The sequence below is a fragment of the Streptomyces cucumeris genome (genome assembly GCF_024295805.1).
Classification (GTDB): domain Bacteria; phylum Actinomycetota; class Actinomycetes; order Streptomycetales; family Streptomycetaceae; genus Streptomyces; species Streptomyces cucumeris.
The window spans coordinates 167,332-190,425 of sequence record NZ_JANCLX010000009.1; the positions used below are offsets into that span (position 1 = coordinate 167,332).

The window sequence follows — 23,094 nt, forward strand, 5'->3', positions numbered from 1 at the left end:
GTCGGTCAGTTCCGCCCGGCCTGCCGGAAGCGTGTGGTGCGGTGCACGGGATCGGTGTCGATCTTCGGGATCACCTGCTCACCGATGAGCTTGATCGTGTTCATGGTGTCCTCGTAGCCGATGCCGATCGGCAGCCCGAACGAGAGCTGGTCGGCGCCGGCCTGCTCCCACCGCTTGCACTGCCGGAACACCTCGTCCGGATCGCCGCAGATCATCAGCTCCTCGGCGATGAGGAGTTCGATGATCTCCTCGGTGTAGTCCGGCAGCAGTTCCGGCCACTCCGGGATGCCCTCGGGCCGGGGGAAGGTGTCGTGGTAGCGGAAGAGCAGCGACTGGAGGTGGTTGAGCCCGCCGCCGACCGCGATCTCGACCGCCTTGGCGTGGGTCTCCGCGCAGATGGCGGTCGAGGTCACCATCACGTTGTCGTTGACGAACCCGCCGACGGGCTCCGCCCGTTCGACGGCGGTCTTGTAGGAGTCGAGCACCCACTCCATGTCGGAGACCTTCTGGATGGAGAAGCCGAGGACCCCGAGCCCCTTCGCACCGGCCATCGCGTACGAGGAGGGTGAACCCGCCGCGTACCACATGGCCGGGTGCCCGGCCCCGTACGGTTTGGGCAGCACCTTGCGCGGCGGCAGTGACCAGTGCCTGCCCTCGAAGCCCGGGTACTCGTCCTGGAGCCACATCTTGGCGAACTCGCCGATGGTCTCCTCCCAGATCTCCTTGGTGTGGTTCATGTCCGTCACACCCGGGATGAATCCGAGGATCTCGTGGCTGCCCGCGCCGCGTCCGGACCCGAACTCGAACCGCCCGCCGGAGAGGTGGTCGAGCATCGCGACCTTCTCGGCGACCTTCACCGGATGGTTGACCTGGGGCAGCGGGTTGAAGATCCCGGAGCCGAGGTGGATGCGTTCGGTGGCGTGGGCGAGGTAGCCGAGGAAGACGTCGTTGGCGGAGAGGTGGGAGTACTCCTCCAGGAAGTGGTGTTCCGAGGCCCAGGCGTACTTGAAGCCCGACCGGTCGGCCTGGATGACGTACTCGGTCTCCTCGATCAGCGCGTGGTGCTCGGCCTCGGGGTCGGCCCGGCGCCGTCGCTCCGGTACGTACCCCTGCACGAACAGTCCGAATTCCATGGAGGTTCACCGCCTCTGGCATCGCCCGCATGCGACTATCTGACGGACCGTCAGATTTTGACTGACTCTGACACCGCGGAGGTGGAGCGTCAAGGGTGGAGCCCCAAGGGCGGTGCCTGGAACGCGGTGGCCAGGAGGTGTCCGCACAGCCCCGCCGGCCCGCGACGCCTGGCACGCACGCCCGCCGCGTTGCCGGGATCGTCCGCGTAGGACCTCCCCCGGACCCCGTCCGGGGGTACCCCCGCGAGGACACCCCTCAGCGATGCGACCACCGCCGGGAGGCGCCCCTTGACGCCGCGGGCCGGTCCGGCGCGACGTCGCGGACACGCCCTAGAACACCGACACCCCGGACAGCCAGCCGCCGTCCACCACGAACGGCTGGCCGGTGATGTACGAGGAGTCGTCCGAGGAGAGGAACAGCGCCAGCCGCGCCACCTCCTCCGGGCGCCCGATCCGCCCCATCGGCACCAGCTTCCGGTACAGCTCGTCCACCGCCGCCGACGCCTCCGCGGGATCCGCGTCGGGGTCGAGCTGGGCGGGGTTGGTCATCGGGGTGTCGATCGCCCCCGGACACATCGCGTTGACCCGGATCCCCCGGTCCGCCAGCTCCATCGCCGCCACCCGGGTCATCCCCACGATGGCCGCCTTGGTGGCGGCGTACGAGGTGAGGAAGGCCATTCCGGTCAGCGCGACGTACGAGGCGGTGTTCACGATCGTGCCGCCGCCCGCGGCCGCCAGCTCCGGGGCGACCGCCCGCATCCCGAGGAACGCCCCGACCTGGTTCACCCGCACCACGGTCAGGTATTCCTCCAGCGGGGTGCCGGTCAGCTCCTTGAAGCGGAGGATCCCGGCGTTGTTGACCAGGCCGTCCACCGCGCCGAAGGCGTCCTTGGCGGCGGCCACGGCGGCCGCCCAGTCCTCCTCGCGGCCTACGTCCAGCCGGACGTAGCGGGCCCGTTCCTCACCCAGTTCCTTCGCGAGCGCCTCACCCTGCTCGTCCAGTACATCGCCGAGCACCACCCGCGCGCCCTCCGCGGCGAACAGCCGTGCCTCCTGCTCGCCCTGGCCGCGCGCCGCACCGGTGATGAGGACGACCCGCCCGTCCAGCTTGCCCACTTCTGCCTCCCGGTCAGTCGTTGAGGTGCGGAGCGACATCGGCGGCGAACGCCGCCATCTGGTCGAGGAGTTCGGCCCGGCCCCGGCTGCGGAACCGCACCTGGATCTGGTCGACCCCCATGGCCGCGTACCCGCGCAGCGACTCGGCCAGCCGGTCCGGGACGCCGCTCAGCGTCCGCCGCCCCACCTCCCAGCCGGGCGCGCCCACGTACAGCGGTTCGGTGATGGCCCCGATCTCCAGCGGCTCCGCGCATGCGGGGTCCTCCTCGGCCGCCTTCTCGCGCAGCGCGCACAACCGGGCGATCTGGCCCGGCAGCAGTTCCCGGGGATCGCCCTGCGGCAGCCAGCCGTCACCGCGGACCGCCGCCCGGCGCACCGCGGCGGGCGAGGAGCCGCCCACCCAGATCGGCGGACGCGGGCTCTGCACCGGGCGCGGCGCCACCGCGAGCCCGCTGAAGGTGAACCATTCACCGCGGAAGTCGGGGAACTCCTCCGGCCCCAGCAGCGCCTTGAGGGCGTCGATCGACTCGTCCAGCAGCGGTCCGCGCGCGGCGAAGTCCACGCCGAGCGCGTCGAACTCCTCCCGTACGTGTCCGGCGCCGACCCCGAGGATCAGCCGTCCGCCGGAGAGGTGGTCGAGCGTGGCGTACTGCTTGGCGTTGAGCAGCGGATGGCGCAGCGCGGCCACCGCGACATGGCTGAGCAGCCGGATCCGCTCGGTGGCCGCGGCGAGCGCGCCGAGGGTGGCCACCGGGTCGTACCAGACGGTGCCCATCGCCCCGGCCAGCCGGCGCGGGATCGCGACGTGGTCGCAGACGGCGAGATAGGCGAAGCCGAGCCGGTCGGCGGCGCGGGCGAGCGCGAGCAGATCGGCCGGGCCCGCCGCCGCCTCCCAGGACTCGGCGTAGAGAGTGCTCTGCGACTGGACCGGAAGCTGCATTCCGTAACTGAGCCGCCCCGAGGGCAGGACGCGCATGGCGTGCCTCCTTGTCGGTGGACCGCCATCGTCGTATCTGACGGCCCATCAGACAAGGCCCCCGCCCGCACCGGAACGGCGGGCGGGGGCGGTGCCGCCGGCGTCGTGGCCGGCACACCACCGGCCGCAACCGGCCGCGCCCGACCGCGCCCCGGATCGGGCTCATCGACTCACCGGCTCAGGAACCCGGCCCCGCCCACAGCCCCTCGTCCGTCAGCCCCAGCAGTTCGATGGCGTTGCCGCGGACGATCCGCTCGACCACATCCGGCGCCAGATGGCCCATCTGCGCCTCGCCGACCTCGCGGGACTTGGGCCAGGTGGAGTCGGAGTGCGGGTAGTCCGTCTCGTACAGGACGTTGCCCACCCCGATCGCGTCGAGGTTCCGCAGCCCGAAGGCGTCGTCGAAGAAGCATCCGTACACATGCTCCGCGAACAGCTCCGACGGCGGCCGCAGCACCTTGTCCGCCACCCCGCCCCAGCCGCGGTTCTCCTCCCAGACCACGTCGGCGCGCTCCAGGATGTACGGGATCCAGCCGATCTGGCCTTCGGCGTACATGATCCGGAGGTTGGGGAAGCGCTCAAACTTCCCGCTCATCAGCCAGTCCACCATCGAGAAGCAGCAGTTGGCGAAGGTGATGGTGGACCCGACCGCCGGGGGCGCGTCCGCCGAGGTCGAGGGCATCCGCGAGGACGAGCCGATGTGCATGGCGATGACCGTGCCGGTCTCGTCGCACGCGGCGAGGAACGGATCCCAGTCGTCGGTGTGGACGGAGGGCAGCCCCAGGTTCGGGGGTATCTCAGAGAAGCACACGGCCCGCACCCCGCGCGCCGCGTTCCGCCGCACCTCGGCGGCGGCCAGTTCCGCGTCCCACAGCGGGATGATGGTGAGCGGGATCAGCCGCCCCCGCGCCTCGGGGCCGCACCACTCCTCCACCATCCAGTCGTTGTACGCCCGCACCCCCAGCAGCCCCAGTTCGCGGTCCTGGGCCTCGGTGAAGGTCTGCCCGCAGAACCGGGGGAAGGTGGGGAAGCAGAGCGCGGACTGCACATGGTTGACGTCCATGTCCGCCAGCCGGTCGGGCACCGAGTAGGAGCCCGGCCGCATCTGTTCATAGGTGATGGCCTCCAGCCGGACCTCGTCGCGGTCATAGCCGACCGCCGTGTCCAGCCGCGTCAGCGGCCGCCGCAGCTCCTCGTACACCCACCAGTCCGCGAGCGGTCCGTCGTCCCCGGGCGCGCCCATCTTCGGCGCGAACCGGCCCCCGATGAAGGTCATTTCCTTCAGCGGCGCGCGGACGATGCGCGGGGCGGTGTCGCGGTACTTCGACGGGAGGCGGTCCCGCCAGACGTGAGGGGGTTCGACCGTGTGGTCGTCCACCGAAATGATCTTGGGGAAGCTCTCCATGGATGTCACGGTAGCGCCGATCTGACGGATCGTCAGCTAGGTGAATCCGCCGAGCCCGCGCTTCGTGCTGACGTACGGCCGCGATGGCGGCAGACTGGCCGTACAGCGAGAAGGCACGCGCGGGGGGCACCATGGTCGGCGGCAATCGGCCGGAGGGGCGGGGAACCTCGGCCACGTCCGGTCCGGAACGGGACTGGCGGGGCCGGGAATTGGGCCTGGCCCTCGATGAAGGACGTATCGAACTGGAGTTGGAGCGCGGTCGCCATAGCGCCGTCCTTCCCGAGCTCACCAGCCTGACCACGGCCCATCCGCTGCGCGAAAGACTGTGCGGGCTGCTGATGCTGGCGCTGTACCGCGACGGACGGCACTCCGAGGCGCTGGCGGTGTACGACGATCTCCGGCGAAGGCTCGCACAGGAGCTGGGGGTGGAGCCGGGAGGCACCCTCACCGGGCTCCGGCGGCGCATGGAGCGGTCCGACCCCGGCCTCACCCGGACCTTCGCCGCGCCCGGGCCGACATCGACGCGTCCCGCCCAGCTGCCCGCCACCGTCGCGGACTTCACCGGACGCTCGGACTTCCTGGCCGAGCTCGGCGAACGCGTCGCCACCGGGGAGCCGGCCGGCACCGTGCTGACCATCACCGGCACCGGCGGCATCGGCAAGACGGCACTGGCCGTGCACGTCGCCCACACCACCCGGCACCACTTCCCCGACGGCCAGCTCTACGCCGACCTGCGCGGGTCCGGCCCGAACCCCGCGGAGCCGGAAGGTGTGCTGGGTGGTTTCCTGCGTGCCCTGGGGACGCCCGACTCGGCCGTACCCGACGGCCCCGAGGAGCGGGCGGCGCTCTACCGGTCCGTGCTCACCGGCCGCCGTGTCCTGGTCCTCCTGGACAACGCCCGCGACGCGGCGCAGGTCCACAGGTTGCTGCCCGGCGGGAACGGCTGCGTCACCCTGGTCACCAGCCGCACCCGGATGACCGGCCTTGCCGGTTCTCACGGGGTGGCCCTGGATGTGATGGGACCGGACGAGGCCTACGCACTCTTCGCGCGCATCGTGGGGGAAGAGCGGGCGGAGGTGGAGCGGAAGGCGGCCATGGCGGTGGTGAGCGCCTGCGGCCATCTGCCGCTCGCGATCCGCATCGCCGCCTCCCGGCTCGCGGCCCGCCGCACCTGGACCGTCTCCGTCCTGGCCCGCAAGCTCGCCGACGAGCGGCGGAGGCTGGATGAGCTGCGCGCCGGGGACCTGGCCGTCAAGGCCACCTTCGAGCTCGGTTACGGACAGCTGGAGCCCCCGCAGGCCCGGGCGTTCCGGCTGCTCGGCCTCGCCGAAGGGCCCAATGTCTCGCTCGCCTCCGCCGCGGCGGTGCTCGGACTGCCCCATGAGGACACCGGCCGCCTCCTCTCCTCGCTGGAGGACATCTCGCTCCTGGAGGCCACCGCACCGGGCCGGTACCGGTTCCACGACCTGGTCCGGCTCTACGCACGGGCGTGCGCGGAGCGCGGAGCCCAGCCGCCGGGCGAGCTGGACGCCGCGCTCTCCCGCCTGCTGGACTTCTACCTGGCCACCGCCGCCCGGGTGTACGCCTTGGAGCGGCCGGGCGACCGCACCGTGGAGCACTTCGAGCCCACCAGCGCCTCCCCCCTGAGCTTCCCCTCCTCACGAGCCGGACTGGACTGGCTGTTCAGCGAGGCCGACGGGCTGATCAACTGCGTGTCACAGTGCACCGGGCCGGACACCCGCCGCCGCGCCGCCGACCTGCTGATGGCCGCCCTCGACCTCGCCGAATCGGGAGCACGCCCGCGTCAGTACGAAGGTGCCGCCCTGGCCGTCAGCGAAGCGGCGCGCACCGCGGGGGACAGTCACACCGAAGCGCGCGCCCGCTCGGCCCTGGGGCATCTGTACAGCTTCACCGGCCGCTTCGACCAAGCCGCACGGGAACTGCGGCGCGCTCTGACACTCGCCGCCGAGGACCCGGTCGTCGCGAGCCGTGCCGCGAACCAGCTCGGGATCGTGGTCAGCGGCCAGGGCCGCCACGAGGACGCCGAAGGCTTTCTGGAACAGGCACTGGCCGCGTTCCGCGCCGACAGCAACGAGGCGGGCGAGGCGAGCGCACTGTCCAACCTCTCACGGCTGCATGTGACGCTCGGCCGCACCGAGTCCGGGGTCACCCTGGCCGAGCAGGGTCTCGCGATCTACCGGCGGCTCGGTGCGCCCCTCCGGCTGGCGAATGGAATGTACACACTGGGGATCGCCCTCACCCGCGCCCATCGGCTGGACGAGGCGATCGTCCAGCTCACTCAGGCCCTCGGACTGTTCCGGGATGCCCGCCAGACACTATGGGAAGGGATGACCCATTTCCGGCTGGCCGAAATCCACCTTGCTGCCGACCGCCCCGGCAAAGCACTGGCACATGTCGAGCGGGCACTGGCCCTCGGGGGCCTGGGAGGCGAGTGGCGCAGGTTCTCCTTCCTCACCGTACGAACAAAGGCCCTGATGGCCCTGGGACACGAAACACGCGCACGGGAGTGCTGGTGGGAGGCGCGCGAGCTCCGGGAGCGGCTGGACTCCCCGGAACCCACCGAGGTGCGCCAACTGCTCGCCGGTACGCCCTGGATACCCTTGCCGGACCAGGATTCATTTCCCGGCCAATCCAGAAGGTCCCTACCGGGAGACTCTCTGACCGAAAGGCGTCCACCAACCTGACAATCCGTCGGCCGACGCCGCATCGTTATCCGTGTTGGCCCTGTGGAGACGTCCGGCCCCTACTGACGTAGGGGCCGCTGGCAAGGCAAACTGGCCCCTGCAACTGGGAGGCAGAGGCAGGGGGAGACCATGGCCGGCGAGAAGGAGCGAGCGCAGGACCAGCCCTTGCGCTTCACCGTGCTCGGACCGGTACGCGCATGGCGGGGCGAGCAGCAGATCAGTACGGGATCTCCCCAGCAGAGGGCACTGCTCGCCGCTCTGCTGCTGCGGAGCGGACGCACGGCCACCGCCCCCGAGCTGGTGGACGCCCTCTGGGGTGAGGAACCGCCGGACGCTGCCATCGCGGCGCTGCGCACCTACGCCTCCCGGCTCCGCAAGGCATTCGCACCGCACTCGGACGTCCTGGTGAGCGAGTCGGGCGGTTACGCGGTGCGGGCGGGGGCGGGGGCCCTGGACGTCGAGATGGCCGAACGGCTCGTGACGGATGCCGAGAAGTCGCGGAACTCCGGTGACCGGCTGCAGGCCCGTGAACTCATCACGAAGGCACTCGACCTGTGGGACGGCGAGTCCCTGGCGAACCTCCCCGGACCGTACGCGGAGGTGCAGCGGGCACGGCTGTCGGAATGGCAGCTGGTCCTCACCGAGACCCGGCTCGACCTGGACCTGGAGCTCGGCCACCACACCGATGTCGTCTCCGAGCTCACGGCGATGACCGCGGCTCATCCGCTGCGGGAGCGGCTGCGCGAGCTGCTGATGCTGGCGCTCTACCGCAGCGGACGGCAGGCCGAGGCGCTGGCCGTCTACAACGACACCCGGCGGCTGCTCGCCGAGGACCTCGGGGTGGATCCCTGCCCGGAGCTGTCCGAGCTGCACCAGCGCATCCTCCAGGCGGATGCGGAGCTGGCGGCGCCCCCGGACAGTCGTGTGGCGGCGGGCCCCACCTTCGTCCGCCCGGCCCAGCTGCCCGCGACGGTCGCCGACTTCACCGGCCGGGCGGCATTCGTCACCGAACTCAGCGATCAACTCGCATCCGCCGAGGGGCATGTCATGGCCGTGTCAGCGGTCGCGGGCATCGGCGGAGTCGGCAAGACGACGCTGGCCGTGCATGTGGCCCACGCCGCCCGGCACCACTTCCCGGACGGCCAGTTGTACGTGGATCTGCAGGGAGCGGGTCCGGTGCCCGCCGAACCCGAGGCCGTCCTGGGATCCTTCCTGCGCTCCCTGGGCCTCCCGGAGTCCGCCGTCCCCGACGGCGTCGAGGAGCGCTCCGCGCTCTACCGCTCCACCCTCGACGGCCGCCGCGTCCTCACCCTGCTCGACAACGCCCGCGACGCCGCCCAGGTACGCCCGCTCCTCCCCGGTACCGAAGGCTGTGCCGCCCTCATCACCAGCCGCGCCCGGATGGTGGACCTGGAGAGTGCGCACCTCGTCGACCTCGATGTGATGAGCCCCGACGAGGCCCTGGTGCTCTTCACCCGCATCGTCGGCGAGGAGCGCGTGCGGAGCGAGCGCAAGGCGGCCATGGACGTGGTGGCGGCCTGCGGCTTCCTGCCGCTCGCCATCCGGATCGCCGCCTCCCGGCTGGCCTCCCGCCGTATGTGGACGGTCTCGACGCTGGCACTCAAGCTCGCCAACGAACGCCGCCGCCTGGACGAACTGCGGGTCGGCGACCTGGCGGTGCGGGCGACCTTCGAACTCGGCTACGGCCAGCTCGAACCCGAACAGGCGAAGGCGTTCCGGCTGCTGGGGCTGGCGGAGGGACCGGACATCTCGCTGGCCGCCGCGGCGGTCGCCCTGGATCTGGACCCCTTCGACGCCGAGGAACTGCTCGAATCGCTCGTCGACGCCTCATTGCTCGAGTCGGCCGCACCGGGCCGCTACCGGTACCACGATCTGGTGCGGCTCTACGCGCGTGACTGCGCGGAGCGTCACCAGTCGGCGGCTGACCGCGAGGCCGCGCTGTCCCGGCTGCTGGACTTCTACCTGGCCACCGCCGCCCGCGTGCACGCCATGGAGCGGCCGGGCGACCGGCTGGTGGACCACCTGTCGCCCACCACCCACCCGGGACTGGACTTCCCGCACCAGGACGCCGCTCTCGACTGGTTGTTCACCGAGGCCGACTGCCTGCTGATGTGCGCCCAGCAGGCGGCACGCGGGGAGACGCTGCGCCGGGCCGCGGATGTGCTGCTGGCCGCCATCGACCTCGCCGAGTCCGGTGCCAACGCGCCGCGTTACGAGGCACTGGCCCAGGTCATCAGCCGGACCGCACGCGGGGCGGGCGACACCCGGGCCGAGGGCCGCGCGCGGGTGTGCCTGGCCAAGGTGCACCAACTGGCCGGGCGGCTCGACGAGGCGGACGCGGAGGCCGAGCGTGCGCTGGATCTGGGGACCGCGGCACGGGACTTCGTCATCGTGGGGCGCGCCCGCACCGAACGCGGCATCCTGGCACACCTGAGCCGTACCCGCTGGGACGACGCGGAGCACCACTTCCTCGAGGCCATCGAGGCGTACCGGGCCGTGGACGACCGGCCCGGCGAGGCCAGCGCGCTGTGCAACCTCTCCCGCGCCTATGTGGAGATGGACCGTATCGACAGCGCGATCGAACTGGCCCGGAAGGGCGTGGAGATCTACGAGAGCCAGGGACGCACCCTGCGCGTCGCCAATGGCAAGTACGCACTGGGGATCGCCCTGACCGGAGCCGGACTGCTCACTCCGGCACTGGAGCAGCTCAATGAGGCCCGGGACCTCTTCCACGAGCACCGCCAGCCCTTGTGGGAGGGAATGGCCCACCAGCGTCTGGCGGAGGCTCATCTGGCCGTCCCCAGCCCCGCCAAGGCCGCCACCCATGCCGAACAGGCCCTGGCACTACGGGGGATCGGCGGCGACTGGCGGCGGGCCGTGGTGCTGACGCTGCTCGGCAAGGCCCTGCTGGAGCTCGGCCAGGACGGACGGGCGGAGGCGTGCTGGCGCGAAGCCCTGTCCATCCACGAGCGGTTGGGAACTCCGGAGGCGCAGGATGTCCAAAGCCTGCTGACCCCCGCCGCTACCCTCTGACCTGCTACGGCGCCCCCGTTCATCAATCGTTTATCGCCGTCCGCAATTCTCTTTAACGGTCGATCCGTCCCCGCGGGGGGCAGACGGGTCGGTTGTGAGGTCACACCGTAGTGTGGGCGGCCCTTGCGGGGCCCGTCCGGCGACCCACGGGGGAGTCGCCGGGCGGGCCCGACGGCGCCCAACGACCAGCATCCGATGGAGTTCACCGTGACGAATGCAGACAAGAAGCCCGAGTCCGACGCCTTCCGGCCGCTGGAGGCCGACCCGGTCCCCACCTCTCTCTCCACCATGGGCGAGGGTCACACCCCTGCCCCACCGCAGCTCTCGACGCAAGGGGAGGGCCACACTCCCGCGCCGCCACAGCTGTCGACCCAGGGCGAGGGCCACACTCCCGCGCCGCCACAGCTGTCACCCAAGGGCGAGGGCCACACCCCTCCGCCGCCGAAGAAGGCCGCGGAGGGCGAAGGTCACACCCCGTCGGCACCCGAGTAGACCGGGACCCGAAGCCACCCATGAGGTGACACGAGGAGCCGGTGTCGATGACGCGGAGGGGACGTCATCGGCACCGGCTCCTCTCTATGCCGTGGGCGAGGCACATCGCGCCAAGTTTCGCCCACTTTTGGCCAGATGACTGAACCCATCAGTCCTTCTACGGCCACTTTGCATTACAAAAGCATCCACCACCCCCCGTACCGGAGGAAACTGGAATGTCTCGTACCACAAAAGGCATAGCTACCATGGTTCTTGCGATGGGCATCGCGGCCGGCACCGGCCAGTCTGCCTCCTTCGCGGTCGCGAATGACAGCCACACCCCCGTGGTCGTGGCGGATTCGTCCACCGGCAGTGCGACCCTGAGCGCCCAGGGCGAAGGCCACTCACCGGCCCCCGACCCCCGCTGACGCACCCCGCGTCCGCACCGCTCCCTCTCCCGGCCGGCTCGGCCCTGGCACCGACACCGATGCCACGGTCCGCGAAGGGCTCCCGAAGCGCCGGAAACAGCCGGCCGTGAGAGGAGCCCCGTACGCGACCGCCTGCGGTCCTTCCCGGCGCGCCCCGTCTCAGCGCGCCCGCAGCGCAGTCTTGAGCACCTTCCCGCCGGCGTTGCGCGGCAGGGCGGTCAGGAACTCCACCTGTCGGGGCACCTTGTAGTTCGCCATCTCCCGCCGCGACCAGGCGATCAGATCGTCCGCGGTCAGCGTGGCCCCGGGGCGGCGGACGGCGTATGCCTTGGCCACCTCGCCCAGCCGGGGGTCCGGGATGCCGATCACGGCCACGTCGGCCACGTCCGGGTGGCGGGCGATCAGCCGCTCGATCTCGGCGGGATAGGCGTTGAAGCCGCCGACGATGAACACGTCCTTGATCCGGTCGGTGATCCGGAGGCTGCCCCCGGCGTCCAGCACCCCGATGTCACCGGTCCGCAGCCAGCCGTCCGGGGTGATCGCGCGGGCGGTGGCCTTCTCGTCCTCGAAGTAGCCCCGCATCACGTGGTAGCCGCGGACCAGGACCTCGCCCGGGGTGTCCGGCGGCAGCGCGGCACCGTTCGGCCCGACCACCTTGATCTCGGTGTCGGGGATGGCACGTCCGGAGGTGCCCGAGACGGTCTCCGGGGGATCGCCGCGACGGCACATGCTGACCGTGCCGGACGCCTCCGACAGCCCGTAAGCGGTCAGTACGGTGGCGATGCCCAGCTCACCTCGGAGCCGGTCCACCAGTTCCCGCGGGACGACGGAGGCGCCGGTCACCACCAGGCGCAGCGCGGACAGGTCATGGGCCGCGCGCGCCGGATGGTCCAGGAGCGACTGGTGGAGGGTGGGCGGTCCGGGCAGCACGCTGATGCGTTCGGCCGCGATGTTGGCGAGGGCGGTCTCCACGCCGAACACCGGCTGCGGCACCATCGTGGCGCCGCGCAGCAGACAGGCGATGATCCCGGCCTTGTAGCCGAAGGTGTGGAAGAACGGGTTGACGATGAGGTAGCGGTCGCCCGGCACCAGCCCGGCGATCTCGCTCCAGTGGCGGTAGACCCGTACGGTCTGGGCGTGGGTGATCACCACACCCTTGGGTTCGCCGGTGGTGCCCGAGGTGAAAGTGATGTCGGAGGGGTCGTCGGGGCGTACCGCGTCCGCCCGGTCCCGTACCGCCGAGTCCGGCACGCCGGCACCGGCGGCCAGGAACTCCTTCCAGGTGCGGAAGTCGTCCGGGGCGTCATCGGCGAGGACGATCACCTCCCGCAGCTCCGGGAGGCCCGGGAGCGGACCGCTGCCCGGCCCCTGACCGGCCGCCCTGCGCAGCGATGCCACATAGGAGGTGCCCAGGAAGGTGCCGGTGACGAACAGATGGGTGGCGCGGGTGCGGCGCAGTACGTACGCGGCCTCGGCGCCCTTGAAGCGGGTGTTGACCGGGACCAGCACCCCGCCCGCGGTGACCGCGCCCAGCGCCGCCACGATCCAGTCGGTGGTGTTGGGTGCCCAGACCGCGATCCGGTCGCCGGGTGCCACGCCCGAGGCGAGGCAGGCCGCGGCGGCCCGTTCGATCCGCGTGCCCAGCTCCGCGTAGGAGATCCGGGAGCGCCCCTCGACCACGGCCTCGTCCGTGCCGTACCGCCCGGCCGCCGTCCGCACCAGCGCCGGGATGGTGTCCTCCGCCATGAGCCGCCTCCCGCCGGGCCGCGCCCGGATCTCACCAGCAGACCGATAGCTGACTGTCCGTCAGATTAGCGGTACCCTTCCCCGCTGTCAGCACCGGTGACCGCGGGCACCGGGGAACCGCGACCACGGAGGTGGCGATGGCGGCGACCCTGAAAGACGCGACGGCGATAGCCGGGATCGGCCGGACGGCCTTCGCCAAACGGCTCCCCGAGTCCGAGAAGACCCTGGCCTGCCGGGCGATCCTCGCCGCGCTGGACGACGCCGGGATCGCCCCGTCCGAGGTGGACGCCTTCGCCTCGTACACCATGGAGGAGACCGACGAGGTCGAGGTCGCCAAGGCGATCGGCGCCGGGGAGGTGACCTTCTTCGCCAAGGCCGGTTACGGCGGCGGCGGTTCCTGTGCCACCGTCGCCCATCTGGCCGCCGCCATCGCCACCGGACAGGCCGAGGTCGGGGTGGCCTGGCGCTCCCGCAAACGCGGCAGCGGACCGCGGCCGTGGACCAACACCCGGGCCCAGCTCCCGACTCCGGGCCAGTGGACCCGGCCGTACGGGCTGCTGCGCCCCGCCGATGAGATCGGGATGCTGGCCCGGCGCTATATGCACGAGTACGGCGCCACCCGCGACCACCTCTTCAACGTCGCCCTGGCCTGCCGCAACCGGGCCAACCAGAACCCGGCCGCGATGATGTACGAACGCCCGCTGACCCGCGAGATGTACATGACCGCGCGCTGGATCAGCGAACCGCTGTGCCTGTTCGACAACTGTCTGGAGACGGATGGCGCACTGGCCTGTGTGGTGGTCTCCGCCGAACGGGCGCGCGACTGCCGGCGGCGCCCCGTCTACGTCCACTCCGTCGCACAGGGGCTGCCCGCCCAGCACCATGGGATGGTCAACTACTGGAACGACGATCCGCTCTCCGGCCCTTCCTGGACCGCCGCCCGCCAACTGTGGAAGAGCGCCGACTTCGGACCGCAGGACGTGGACGTGGCCCAGATCTACGACGCCTTCACCGCCCTGATCCCGCTGTCGCTGGAGGGATACGGCTTCTGCGGGCGGGGCGAGGGCGCCGCGTTCACCGAGGGCGGCGCGCTGGAGATCGGCGGACGGCTGCCGCTCAACACCGGCGGCGGCGGGCTCAGCGAGGCGTACGTCCACGGTTTCAACCTGATCACCGAGGGGGTCAGCCAGTTGCGCGGCACCAGCACCGCCCAGGTCCCCGGCGCCACCACCTGCCTGGTCACGGCGGGTGAGGGGGTTCCCACATCCGCCCTGCTGCTGAGGAGTTGAGCGTATGTCGGCCGAGCTGCTCCAGCCCGTCCCGGACGAGGACGGCGCACCCTTCTTCGACTACGCGGCGCGCGGCGAACTGCGCGTCCAGACCTGTGCCGGCTGTGCCGCGCCGCGGTTCCCGCCACGGCCCTGCTGCCCGTCCTGCCAGTCCTTCGAGCACCGGTGGAAGCGGACCAGCGGCCGTGGCCGGATCTGGTCCTACGTCCTGCCCCATCCGCCGCTGCTGCCCGGCTACGCCGCCCAGGCCCCCTACAACGTGGTGCTGGTGGAGCTGGCCGACCATCCGCGGATCCGGCTGGTGGGCAATGTCGTCGCATCCGCCGACGCCCCGCTGGACTCGGTGGACCCCGGGCGGCTCCGGATCGGCGCCCCGGTCAGGGCGGCCTTCCACCGGCCCGCGGACGGACTGGCCGTGGTGCGCTGGCTGTTGGAGCGGCCATGACGGTACGCGTCAGCACCGGGGAGGACGGTGTCGCGGTGGTCACCCTCGACCGCCCCGCCCGGCACAACGCCATCGACCTGGAGACCGCCGGTGAACTGATCGCCGTCTGGCGCCGCTTCCGCTTCGACGCATCGGTCCGCGCCGTGGTGCTCACCGGCGCGGGCGACCGGGCCTTCTGTACCGGGATCGACCGCTCGGCCGAGATACCGCAGCCGCCGTCGCCCTACGCCCTGGACGATCCGCTGCGCACGGTCGGCCCGAAGGCGAACGACCTGTGGAAGCCGGTGGTCGCAGCGGTGGCCGGAATGGCCTGCGGCGGGGCGTTCTACCTGCTGGGCGAGGCCGAGTTCATCGTCGCCGACGAGACCGCGGCCTTCTTCGACCCGCACACCAGCTATGGCATGGTCAGCGCCTACGAGGCCGTCCTCATGGCCCAGCGGATGCCGTTCGGCGAGGTCGCCCGGATGGCGCTGATGGGCACCGCGGAGCGGGTCTCGGCCCGGCGGGCGTATGAGACGGGCCTGGTGAGCGAGGTGGTCCCGGCAGGGGAGGTCACGGCGGCGGCCGTGCGCGCCGCCTCCGTCCTGGCGTCGTACCCGACGGAGGCGGTGCAGGGGACGGTACGGGCGCTGTGGACGGCCAAGGAGGCCGCGCTGCACCAGGCACTCACCCACGCGCCGCAGTTGATCGCGCTGGGGAACCTGCCGCCGGAGCGCCAGGCCGCGCGGTTCGCGGCCCGTACGCCCGGCTTCCGGCTCCGCTGACGCGGCGGTCGGACCGGTGGCCGGTCCACCCGGTCAGCTTGCCGGGGACTTGCTGGCCGAGCTGACCTGGCACTGGTACTCGGTCCGCTTGGTGATGGTGTAGCTGTCGCTGGCGGTGAAGGTCTCGCTCTGGCCCGGCAGCACGGTCACATAGGTGCTGTCGTAGCCGAGCAGCCCGTCGCCCACGTACTCGTTCCAGCTCACGCTGACCGAGTAGCGGAAGCTGCGGCTGGGGTCGGTGTTGGTGACCTTCACGTCGTACTTGAACTGCCCGGTGGACTGGTCGTAGCGGCAGTTGGAGCCGCTGGTCTCGGTCGAGGCGTCCGGGTTGTAGGTGGCCGGCGGGGAGTAGCTGTACGAGCTGGACGGGGTCGGGTAGCCCGGGGAGTACGACGATCCGCCCGACGAGATCCCCGAGGGCAGGTCGGTGGGCACACCGCTGGGCAGACCGCTGGGGTCGGACGCCGGGGAGTCACCGCCGCTGCCACCGGAGCTGAAGCCGCCCAGCCCGCCGCCGCCGTGGCTGCTGCTGCCCCTGCCCTTCTTCCCGCATCCGGTGAGCGCCATCAGCCCGATGAGGGTGACGGCGAGCAGGCGTACAGAACGGCGTTGCATGGAATTCTCCCCCGTTGAACGGCACAAACAAGCCAACCGGACGCCAGTTGACAAGTGCACGCCACCCTAGCAACGGCACTTCCTACCCCAAAGTCACATCGGGGCCCGGCCCGGCTCCTGGCAGTCGGAGACGATCTCGTCCGTCACCGCGGTTCCGGGCGGACGAGACCGTTCCTCAGGGGCGGTTGGCCGGGGGCCGGGACTGCCCGGTGCCCTTCACCGCGTCGAGCGCGTAGACACAGCGGTCCTTGCTGCACGCGTACACCACACCCCCGGCGGCCACCGGGGACCCGGTGATCTCACCGCCGGTGGCCAGCTTCCAGCGGAGCTGTCCGCCCGCCGCGTCCACCGTGTAGAGACAGTGGTCGGCCGAGCCGAAGTGGACGCGCCCGTCCGCGACGACCGGGGAGCCGATGACCTCGCCGCCCGCGGCGAACCGCCACTTGGGGGTGCCGGTGACCGCGTCGAGCGTGTACAGCGCGCTGCCGCTGCCCAGATGCACCGAACCGTCGGCGACCAGCACCGGTTCGATGGACTGGCGCGACTCGGTGGCGATCCGCCAGCGGTCGCGTCCGTTCGCCGCGTCCAGCGCGTAGACCGTGCCCAGGTAGTCGGCGATGTAGATACCGCCGCCGGTCACCGCGGGCCCCGGTGCGTACGCGGGCGCGCACAGGAAGACGGCGGGCGCCTCGAAGCGCCACCGCACCTCGCCGCGCGCGATGTCGATGGCCAGCACCCGGGTTCCGGCGGTGACATAGACGACGCCGTCGGGCGCCGACAGCAGCCGCATCGGCACCCCGCCGCAGGACGCCGCGTCACCGATCGGGTAGGACCAGCGCTCCGCGCCGGTGCGCGCCTCCAGGGCGCGCAGCCGCGCGTCCGCCCACACATAGACCGTGCCGTCGTGGATGACCGGCCCGGACTCGGGCGTCTCGAAGTCCGTCTGGAGGCCCTGCTTCTCCCACAGCAGCTCGCCGTTGGCCGCCTCCCACGCCTGGACGCCGCCGCCACGGGTGCCGGTGATGACCGTGCCGCGGTCCACCTTGAGCGAGTAGACCCAGCCGTCGGTGGACAGCCGCCAGCGCTCGGCGCCGTCCTCCGCGTCCAGCGCGTAGAGCGTCGGGCCGTCGGAGGCGTGGATCCGGCCGTTGGCCACGGCCATCGCCCAGGCCACGTCACGGGTCTTGAACTGCCGCCGCCCGGTGCCCACATCCAGCGCGTGCACCTCGAAGGAGGTGACATAGAGCAGATTGTCGGCGACGGCCGGGGTGCCCCAGACGTCGTTGGACATCCGGAACCGCCAGGGCCGCCAGCGCCCGGGGACACCCGCGCCGCCCGGCCCGTCGGCCGCGTCGGCGGACGCCGCGTGGGACGGCGGCGGCACGGCGCCGGTGGCCGCGGCCTCCCCGCCGTTCACCCCGCCGGTGGTCATACCACCGGGCGGGCGCACCCAGCCGGTGGCGGGGCCGGTGTCCTGCCGCGCCTGCGGATCGCGGGTGTCGGCGGCCCGCAGGCCGGGCCCGATCGGCACCTGTGAACCGGGCAGCCGCACCGCGCCGTCGGCCGCGGCGGGCAGGGGCGCGGACGGTACGGCGGAGGGCGGTCCGGCGGGGGCGGCGTGCCGCCCGGGGCCGATGGAGCCCAGCGCGCTCGGCGGGCTCGCGGCCTCCGGGGCGCGCAGACCGCCGCGCGGATCCCCGACGCCCACCGGCTCCCAGCCGCCCGCGCCGGGCGACGCCGCTCCGGCTCCGGCGGACTGTGCGTAGGAGGGCGGCGGTGTGGGCGGACGCTCCGGCGGCAGCGGAGCCGCGGCGCGCCCGGCGCCACCGCTGCCACCGCCCGGGGCGGACCGGCCGCCACCGGCCGCGGGGCGTGCGGAGCCGCCGCGCACCTGGTTGCGCCCGCTGCGCTTGCGCTCGATGAGCGCGACGGCGCCGCCGGGCAGCCAGGCCGAGGCCGTACCGCTGTCATCGGCGTTGGAGGCGAAGAGGTGCGGGGCGAGCTGCGACTGGAGGTCCGCCGGGGAGGGCCGGCGGTCCGCCTCCATCTGCATGCACGACTCGATCAGCGGCCGCAGCTCATCGGGGAGTCCGGTCAGGTCCGGGCCCTCGCGCAGCAGCATGAACACGGTCTCCACCGGGTTGGCACCGTGGAAGGGGGCGTGTCCGGTGGCCGCGAAGGTCAGGGTGGAGCCGAGCGAGAAGATGTCGCTCGCGCCCGTCACACTGCGCGAGTCACGCGCCTGCTCGGGCGACATATAGGCCGGGGTGCCGACGGCGACGTTGGTCATCGTCAGCCGGGTGTTCGAGACACCGGAGGCGATACCGAAGTCGATCACGCGCGGGCCGTCCTCGACGACCAGGACGTTCGACGGCTTCAGATCCCGGTGGACCAGCCCCGCGCCATGGATGGACTGCAGCGCCTCGGCGACTCCGGCCGCCAGCCAGCGCACCGCCTGGGCGGGCATCGGCCCGCACTCGTTGACGATCTCCTCCAGGGAGGGCGCGGGGACGTAGGCCGTGGCCAGCCAGGGCACCGCCGCCCGCGGATCGGCGTCGACCACCGCCGCCGTGTAGAAGCCGCTGACCGCGCGGGCCGCCTCCACCTCGCGGGTGAACCGGACGCGGAAGAGCTGGTCCTCGGCGAGCTCGGTCCGCACCGTCTTGATCGCGACCCGTCGGCCCGATGCCGAGCGGGCCAGATAGACCAGCCCCATGCCGCCCGCGCCGAGCCGACCGAGCACCTCGAAAGGGCCGATCCGCCTCGGATCGTGCTGCGTCAGCTGCTCCACCACTTGCCTGCCACCTCCCCGTGGGGGCTTGGAAAAGTACAGCCCCGTGCAGCGTCTCACCGACAAACCGTCCGGCGGCACGCATCCTGCATTCTCTCTGGCGAAGGCGGCGGTTGCGAACCCGGGGGCGAATCGTCGTGTCATCGGGCGATACGGAGCCGGGCACCGCCCCGTTCGACGGCACGGCCGCCACCTCGCTCTCAGCCCGGTCCCGCCCTGCTCCCCGCGTCGGAGGGGCCGGTCGCCGAGGTGTCGATCACGGCGAAGACCGCGCCCTGATTGTCCGCAAGGACCGCGAAACGCCCGTACGGCGTATCTTCGGGGTCATTGAGAACTCGCCCGCCCAGCCGGTGGGCCGTGCGCAGCGCCTGGTCGCAGTCCGCCACCACAAAGTACGTGAGGAAATGCGCGGGCAGTTCGGCCGGGTACCGCTCGCCGATCACGACCCGTCCGCCGATCGCGTGCCGGGCCCCGGTGGGCTCACCGCGCGGGGACCACAGGACGAGATCGGGGGCGGGGGCGGAGGCCGGGGCGTGGGTGTCCCGGGGCTCACAGGGGCCGGTGTCACGGGCCCCGCGCACACTGACGGGCTCCATGCCGTATCCGAAGACCGCCCGGTAGAAGGAGTCGACCGGTCTGGGCTGCCGGGTGTGGACCTCGGTCCAGCCGTACGAGCCCGGGGTGCCGCGCCGCGCGAAGCCGGGGTGGCTGCCCGCCTGCCACAGCCCGAAGACCGCGCCGCCCGGGTCCGCGGCGGTGGCCATCACACAGGAGTCGTCGATCCACACCGGCGGGGCGATCACCCGGCCGCCCGCCTCGCGGATCCGGGCGGCGGTCGCGGCGGCGTCCCGGGTGGCGAAGTAGATGTTCCAGACGGTCGGCATCCGCCCGTCGGGCTTGGGCACGAGCCCGGCGACGTCCTTCCCGCCGAGTAGGGCGCGGGTGTACGAGCCGTAGTCCGTGGTCCGCTCGTCGAAGGTCCAGCCGAACAGCCCGCCGTAGAACCGCTTGCCCGCCTCGAGGTCGGGAAGCATCGCGTCCGCCCAGCAGGGCACACCTTCGGCGAATGCGGCCATGTCCCGGATCCTCCCGCGTCCTCCTGTGGGGAGCGTTCTTCCCCACTTGCCACGCTAACGGGGGATCGCTCCCGGCGCCCGCTCCGGAATTCTCACCTTTCGGCCAATCCCGGACCGCCGCCACCGGGTTCCGCGCAGCTCATCCACCCTCGTTATCCACAGGCTGTTGATAACACGAATCACTCATGTGGGTGAGTGGCCTCTCCGGGGGCTCTCCCGATGGAAAGCGACCGGAATAAGCCATTCCGACCTGCTGAGGAGGCCCGACAAACCCACTCATCCCTCGCTAACCCCATTTGCACGCAGCCGAATCGCGCTCTGATCACCCCTCGGTAAGCTGACGGCATGACAGGACAAGTACGCACCGTCGACGGGCGGGTGGCCGGTCGCCGCGGGCAGGCGACACGGCAGAAGCTGCTCGACTGCCTCAGCGAGATGCTCAGCTCATCCCCGTACCGAGATGTCAAGGTCATCGATGTCGCACGCAAGGCAGGGACCTCGCCGGCGACGTTCTACCAGTACTTCCCCGACGTCGAGGGCGCCGTCCTCGAGCTCGCGGAGGAGATGGCCAAGGAGGGCGCGGGGCTGACCGATCTGGTCGCCGGTCGCTCCTGGGCCGGGAAGTCCGGCGCACAGGCGGCGGAGGACCTGGTCGACGGCTTCCTCTCGTTCTGGCGCAAACACGACGCCATCCTGCGGGTGGTCGACCTGGGAGCGGCCGAGGGCGACAAGCGGTTCTACAAGATCCGTATGAAGATCCTCAACGCCGTGACCAACTCCCTGACGGACGCCGTCAAGGACCTCCAGGCCAAGGGCCGGATCGACAAGAGCGTCAGCGCCCCGGCGGTCGCGGGCACGCTCGTCGCGATGCTGGCCGCCGTCGCCGCGCACCAGAAGGGCTTCCAGAGCTGGGGCGTGAAGCAGGCCGAGCTGAAGCCGAACCTGGCCTATGTCGTCCACCTGGGTATCACCGGCCGGAAGCCGACCAAATAGCCGTCTGAATGCACCGCGCGCCGGTCCGGCCGACCGGCGGGCCAGCACGTCCTGTCACGCCGCGGGGGGGCGGGCCGGGGGGGGGGGGGGGCCCCCCCCGGGGGGGGGGGCCGGGGGGCGCCCCCGCCCGCCCCCCCCCCGCCCGCCCCGCCCGCGGCCCCCCCCGCGGCCCCCCCCCCCCCCCCGCGGCCGTTCTCCGGGCTCCGGGCTCCGAAGCGGCAGGGGGCGAGGAGCCGCCCTGCGGCATCCGCCGTGTCACCCGCGCTCGTCGCGCGGCACCGGCTCCAGGCGGAAGAGGCGGATCCGGCGCTCCACCCGCGCCTGGTACCCGGCGTACGGCGGCCAGAAGGCCAGCACCGCCGACCACGCCGACTCCCGCTCCGCCCCCTCCAGCAGCCGCGCCCGCACCGCGATGTCCCGGCCCCGCCAGCTGATCTCCGCATCCGGGTGCCGCAGCAGGTTCGCGGTCCACGCCGGATGCCCCGGACGGCCGAAGTTGCTGCCGACCAGGATCCAGCCGCCGCCCTCCTCCGGCATGCACGCCAGCGGCGTACGGCGCGGCTGCCCGGTCCGCGCGCCCCGGGCCGTGAGGATCACCCCGGGCAGCATCAGCGCGCTCGGCAGCACCCGGCCGCGGGTGATCCGGTGGACCGCGCGGTCGAACGCCGGGATGACATGGGGGGCCACCCTGGCGAAGGCCCGGGTGGACGACACCTTCCGCACCAGCCGCACCCCGTAACCGGGCATCAGACCGCCACCGCCGCCGCCTGGGCGGCCACCGCGGCCGGCCGGGCGCCGAACAGCCCGCCCAGCTCCGCCGCACGTGCCCGCAACCGGTGGACGGGACCGAAGAGCAGCTCGTCCGAGGCCGCCCGCTTGAAGGCGAGATGGGCGTCGTGCTCCCAGGTGAAGCCGAGACCGCCGTGAAGCTGGACGGCCTCGGCCGCCGCCGCCCGCTGCGCCTCCAGCGCCTGGGCGAGCGCCAGCCCGCCCGCGACCGCGGCCTCGCGGTCCTCCCGTCCGTCCGGGGCCGTTGTGCCGCCCGTCGCCCACGCCGCGTAGTACGCCGCCGAACGGGCCGCCTGGACCTTCACATACACATCCGCCAGCCGGTGTTTGACCGCCTGGAAGGAGCCGACCGGGCGGCCGAACTGCTCCCGCTCCCGTACATAGGCGACCGTGCGCGTCAGCGCCGCGTCGGCCACGCCCACGGCCTCGGCCGCGAGGTGGGCGGCGGCCGTCGCGCCCAGGTGGACCAGCCCGTCCGCCACCCGCGCCGCCGCACCGTCCGCGTCGCCGTTCGTGCCGCCGTTCGCCGTACCGACCGCGGCGCGGCCGGGGTCCTCGCCGAGCGGCTCCGCCATCACGTTCCGCAGCTCGATCCGGGCCTGCGGCCGTGTCTCGTCGAGTGCGGTCAGCCGGGTGCGGGTGAGTCCGGCCGCGTCGCCCGGGACCACGAACAGCAGGGTCCGGCCGCGCGTATAGCCCCCGGTGCGGGCGGCGACCAGCAGTACTCCTGCGCTGTGGCCGTCGAGCACCTGGTCCACCTGCCCGTACAGCCGCCAGCCCGTCCCGCTGTCGTGGCGCGCCTGCACCCCGCCCGCGCGCCCGCCGCCCGCCCAGCCGTTCCGCGCTCCCCCGGCGGTCTCCGCAGGCGCACCGGTCAGCCCGAGCGCCTCCGGCAGCGCACCGCCCGGTACCGCGAGCGCCGCCGTCAGCTCCCCGGCCGCGATCCCCGGCAGCAGCGCGGCGCGCTGGGCCCCGGCGCTGAGCCGGGCGATGAGCGGCGCCCCGAGCACGGCGGTGGCCAGCAGGGGCGACGGAAGCAGGGCCCGTCCCACCTCCTCGCAGACCAGGGCCTGTTCAACGGCTCCGCAACCGGCGCCGCCGTACTCCTCGGGCAGCGCCAGTCCGGACAGGCCGAGCTGCCGGGCGAGCAGCCGCCACAGCGCGGTGTCATGGCCGGGCGCGGTGCGGACCGCCGCCTTGACCGCATCCGTATCGCACCGCTCCCGCAGCAATTCGCGCACGGTGCGGCGGATCTGGTCCTGTTCCTCGGTGAACGCGGCGTCCATCGGCGAGCCCTC

At 72.4% G+C, this 23,094-nt stretch carries 18 protein-coding genes; 8 read left to right on the forward strand and 10 right to left on the reverse strand.

The features are described 5' to 3' along the window. Positions 1-5: 5 nt before the first annotated feature. The 4 genes from NMK44_RS16380 to NMK44_RS16395 form a co-directional block, all read right to left on the reverse strand. On the reverse strand, positions 6-1,133 hold the full coding sequence (locus tag NMK44_RS16380) for an LLM class flavin-dependent oxidoreductase (RefSeq protein ID WP_254743665.1): 1,128 nt from the start codon (positions 1,131-1,133) through the stop codon (positions 6-8). A 330-nt stretch (positions 1,134-1,463) separates the two neighbouring features. Beyond that, the gene (locus NMK44_RS16385) at positions 1,464-2,249 is read right to left on the reverse strand and encodes an SDR family NAD(P)-dependent oxidoreductase (RefSeq protein ID WP_254743667.1); all 786 of its coding nucleotides are present in this window, start codon (positions 2,247-2,249) and stop codon (positions 1,464-1,466) included. Between the two features lie 13 nt (positions 2,250-2,262). Further along, the gene (locus NMK44_RS16390; protein WP_254743669.1) at positions 2,263-3,225 is read right to left on the reverse strand and encodes a TIGR03619 family F420-dependent LLM class oxidoreductase; all 963 of its coding nucleotides are present in this window, start codon (positions 3,223-3,225) and stop codon (positions 2,263-2,265) included. Positions 3,226-3,403: 178 nt separating this feature from the next. Then, complete coding sequence (locus tag NMK44_RS16395; RefSeq protein WP_254743671.1) at positions 3,404-4,630, reverse strand: amidohydrolase family protein; 1,227 nt, start codon at positions 4,628-4,630, stop codon at positions 3,404-3,406. Between the two features lie 83 nt (positions 4,631-4,713). Here NMK44_RS16395 and NMK44_RS16400 point away from each other — a divergent pair, with 83 nt between their 5' ends. From NMK44_RS16400 to NMK44_RS16415, 4 genes are all read left to right on the forward strand, one after another. After that, on the forward strand, positions 4,714-7,335 hold the full coding sequence (locus NMK44_RS16400; protein WP_302888283.1) for an ATP-binding protein: 2,622 nt from the start codon (positions 4,714-4,716) through the stop codon (positions 7,333-7,335). A gap of 129 nt (positions 7,336-7,464) precedes the next feature. Then, a complete protein-coding gene (gene afsR, locus NMK44_RS16405; protein ID WP_254743673.1) occupies positions 7,465-10,389 on the forward strand; it encodes an SARP-family global regulator AfsR in 2,925 nt (974 codons plus the stop codon). 207 nt (positions 10,390-10,596) lie between these two features. Then, complete coding sequence (locus NMK44_RS16410) at positions 10,597-10,881, forward strand: hypothetical protein (RefSeq protein WP_254743676.1); 285 nt, start codon at positions 10,597-10,599, stop codon at positions 10,879-10,881. Between the two features lie 257 nt (positions 10,882-11,138). Next, the gene (locus NMK44_RS16415; RefSeq protein WP_254743678.1) at positions 11,139-11,288 is read left to right on the forward strand and encodes a hypothetical protein; all 150 of its coding nucleotides are present in this window, start codon (positions 11,139-11,141) and stop codon (positions 11,286-11,288) included. Between the two features lie 159 nt (positions 11,289-11,447). On the opposite strand, the gene NMK44_RS16420 is transcribed toward NMK44_RS16415, so the two are convergent. Continuing rightward, positions 11,448-13,034: a FadD3 family acyl-CoA ligase gene (locus NMK44_RS16420; protein ID WP_254743680.1), complete on the reverse strand. Its 1,587-nt coding sequence runs from the start codon at positions 13,032-13,034 to the stop codon at positions 11,448-11,450. A gap of 137 nt (positions 13,035-13,171) precedes the next feature. Between NMK44_RS16420 and NMK44_RS16425 the strand changes: the two genes are divergently transcribed. From NMK44_RS16425 to NMK44_RS16435, 3 genes are read left to right on the forward strand one after another with little or no spacing between them, the layout of a single operon-like run. Beyond that, the gene (locus NMK44_RS16425; protein WP_254743682.1) at positions 13,172-14,323 is read left to right on the forward strand and encodes a lipid-transfer protein; all 1,152 of its coding nucleotides are present in this window, start codon (positions 13,172-13,174) and stop codon (positions 14,321-14,323) included. A 4-nt stretch (positions 14,324-14,327) separates the two neighbouring features. Further along, positions 14,328-14,768, forward strand: a complete 441-nt coding sequence (locus NMK44_RS16430; protein WP_254743684.1) for a Zn-ribbon domain-containing OB-fold protein — start codon at positions 14,328-14,330, stop codon at positions 14,766-14,768. Continuing rightward, positions 14,765-15,532, forward strand: a complete 768-nt coding sequence (locus NMK44_RS16435; protein WP_254743686.1) for an enoyl-CoA hydratase/isomerase family protein — start codon at positions 14,765-14,767, stop codon at positions 15,530-15,532. The genes NMK44_RS16430 and NMK44_RS16435 overlap by 4 nt, the downstream gene beginning before the upstream one ends. 33 nt (positions 15,533-15,565) lie before the next feature. Here the strand turns inward: NMK44_RS16435 and NMK44_RS16440 are convergent, their stop codons facing one another. From NMK44_RS16440 to NMK44_RS16450, 3 genes are all read right to left on the reverse strand, one after another. After that, entirely contained in the window at positions 15,566-16,147 is a 582-nt protein-coding gene (locus NMK44_RS16440) for a hypothetical protein (RefSeq protein ID WP_254743882.1), read from the reverse strand. Between the two features lie 175 nt (positions 16,148-16,322). Then, positions 16,323-18,941, reverse strand: coding sequence for a protein serine/threonine kinase AfsK (afsK, locus tag NMK44_RS16445; RefSeq protein ID WP_254743688.1), 2,619 nt, complete (start codon positions 18,939-18,941; stop codon positions 16,323-16,325). A gap of 197 nt (positions 18,942-19,138) precedes the next feature. Then, positions 19,139-20,014 (reverse strand): VOC family protein, encoded by an 876-nt coding sequence (locus tag NMK44_RS16450; RefSeq protein ID WP_254743690.1) that lies wholly within the window; start codon positions 20,012-20,014, stop codon positions 19,139-19,141. Between the two features lie 345 nt (positions 20,015-20,359). On the opposite strand from NMK44_RS16450, the gene NMK44_RS16455 reads away from it, so the two are divergent. Then, positions 20,360-21,007: a TetR family transcriptional regulator gene (locus NMK44_RS16455; protein ID WP_254743692.1), complete on the forward strand. Its 648-nt coding sequence runs from the start codon at positions 20,360-20,362 to the stop codon at positions 21,005-21,007. A gap of 255 nt (positions 21,008-21,262) precedes the next feature. Here the strand turns inward: NMK44_RS16455 and NMK44_RS16460 are convergent, their stop codons facing one another. Together NMK44_RS16460 and NMK44_RS16465 are read right to left on the reverse strand one after the other, a co-directional pair. Further along, positions 21,263-21,754: a nitroreductase family deazaflavin-dependent oxidoreductase gene (locus NMK44_RS16460; RefSeq protein ID WP_254743694.1), complete on the reverse strand. Its 492-nt coding sequence runs from the start codon at positions 21,752-21,754 to the stop codon at positions 21,263-21,265. Next, complete coding sequence (locus tag NMK44_RS16465) at positions 21,754-23,082, reverse strand: acyl-CoA dehydrogenase family protein (protein ID WP_254743696.1); 1,329 nt, start codon at positions 23,080-23,082, stop codon at positions 21,754-21,756. The genes NMK44_RS16460 and NMK44_RS16465 overlap by 1 nt, the downstream gene beginning before the upstream one ends. Between the last annotated feature and the right edge of the window lie 12 nt (positions 23,083-23,094).

Excerpts from the sequence above, each read along its gene's own strand:
- NMK44_RS16380 (WP_254743665.1), bottom strand. The coding sequence starts at position 1,133 with ATGGAATTCGGACTGTTCGTGCAGGGGTACGTACCGGAGCGACGGCGC.
- NMK44_RS16390 (WP_254743669.1), bottom strand. The coding sequence starts at position 3,225 with ATGCGCGTCCTGCCCTCGGGGCGGCTCAGTTACGGAATGCAGCTTCCG.
- NMK44_RS16395 (WP_254743671.1), bottom strand. The coding sequence starts at position 4,630 with ATGGAGAGCTTCCCCAAGATCATTTCGGTGGACGACCACACGGTCGAA.
- NMK44_RS16400 (WP_302888283.1), top strand. The coding sequence starts at position 4,714 with ATGGCGGCAGACTGGCCGTACAGCGAGAAGGCACGCGCGGGGGGCACC.
- afsR (WP_254743673.1), top strand. The coding sequence starts at position 7,465 with ATGGCCGGCGAGAAGGAGCGAGCGCAGGACCAGCCCTTGCGCTTCACC.
- NMK44_RS16415 (WP_254743678.1), top strand. The coding sequence starts at position 11,139 with ATGGGCATCGCGGCCGGCACCGGCCAGTCTGCCTCCTTCGCGGTCGCG.
- NMK44_RS16420 (WP_254743680.1), bottom strand. The coding sequence starts at position 13,034 with ATGGCGGAGGACACCATCCCGGCGCTGGTGCGGACGGCGGCCGGGCGG.
- NMK44_RS16425 (WP_254743682.1), top strand. The coding sequence starts at position 13,172 with ATGGCGGCGACCCTGAAAGACGCGACGGCGATAGCCGGGATCGGCCGG.
- NMK44_RS16430 (WP_254743684.1), top strand. The coding sequence starts at position 14,328 with ATGTCGGCCGAGCTGCTCCAGCCCGTCCCGGACGAGGACGGCGCACCC.
- NMK44_RS16435 (WP_254743686.1), top strand. The coding sequence starts at position 14,765 with ATGACGGTACGCGTCAGCACCGGGGAGGACGGTGTCGCGGTGGTCACC.
- NMK44_RS16440 (WP_254743882.1), bottom strand. The coding sequence starts at position 16,147 with ATGCAACGCCGTTCTGTACGCCTGCTCGCCGTCACCCTCATCGGGCTG.
- NMK44_RS16450 (WP_254743690.1), bottom strand. The coding sequence starts at position 20,014 with ATGGCCGCATTCGCCGAAGGTGTGCCCTGCTGGGCGGACGCGATGCTT.
- NMK44_RS16455 (WP_254743692.1), top strand. The coding sequence starts at position 20,360 with ATGACAGGACAAGTACGCACCGTCGACGGGCGGGTGGCCGGTCGCCGC.
- NMK44_RS16460 (WP_254743694.1), bottom strand. The coding sequence starts at position 21,754 with ATGCCCGGTTACGGGGTGCGGCTGGTGCGGAAGGTGTCGTCCACCCGG.
- NMK44_RS16465 (WP_254743696.1), bottom strand. The coding sequence starts at position 23,082 with ATGGACGCCGCGTTCACCGAGGAACAGGACCAGATCCGCCGCACCGTG.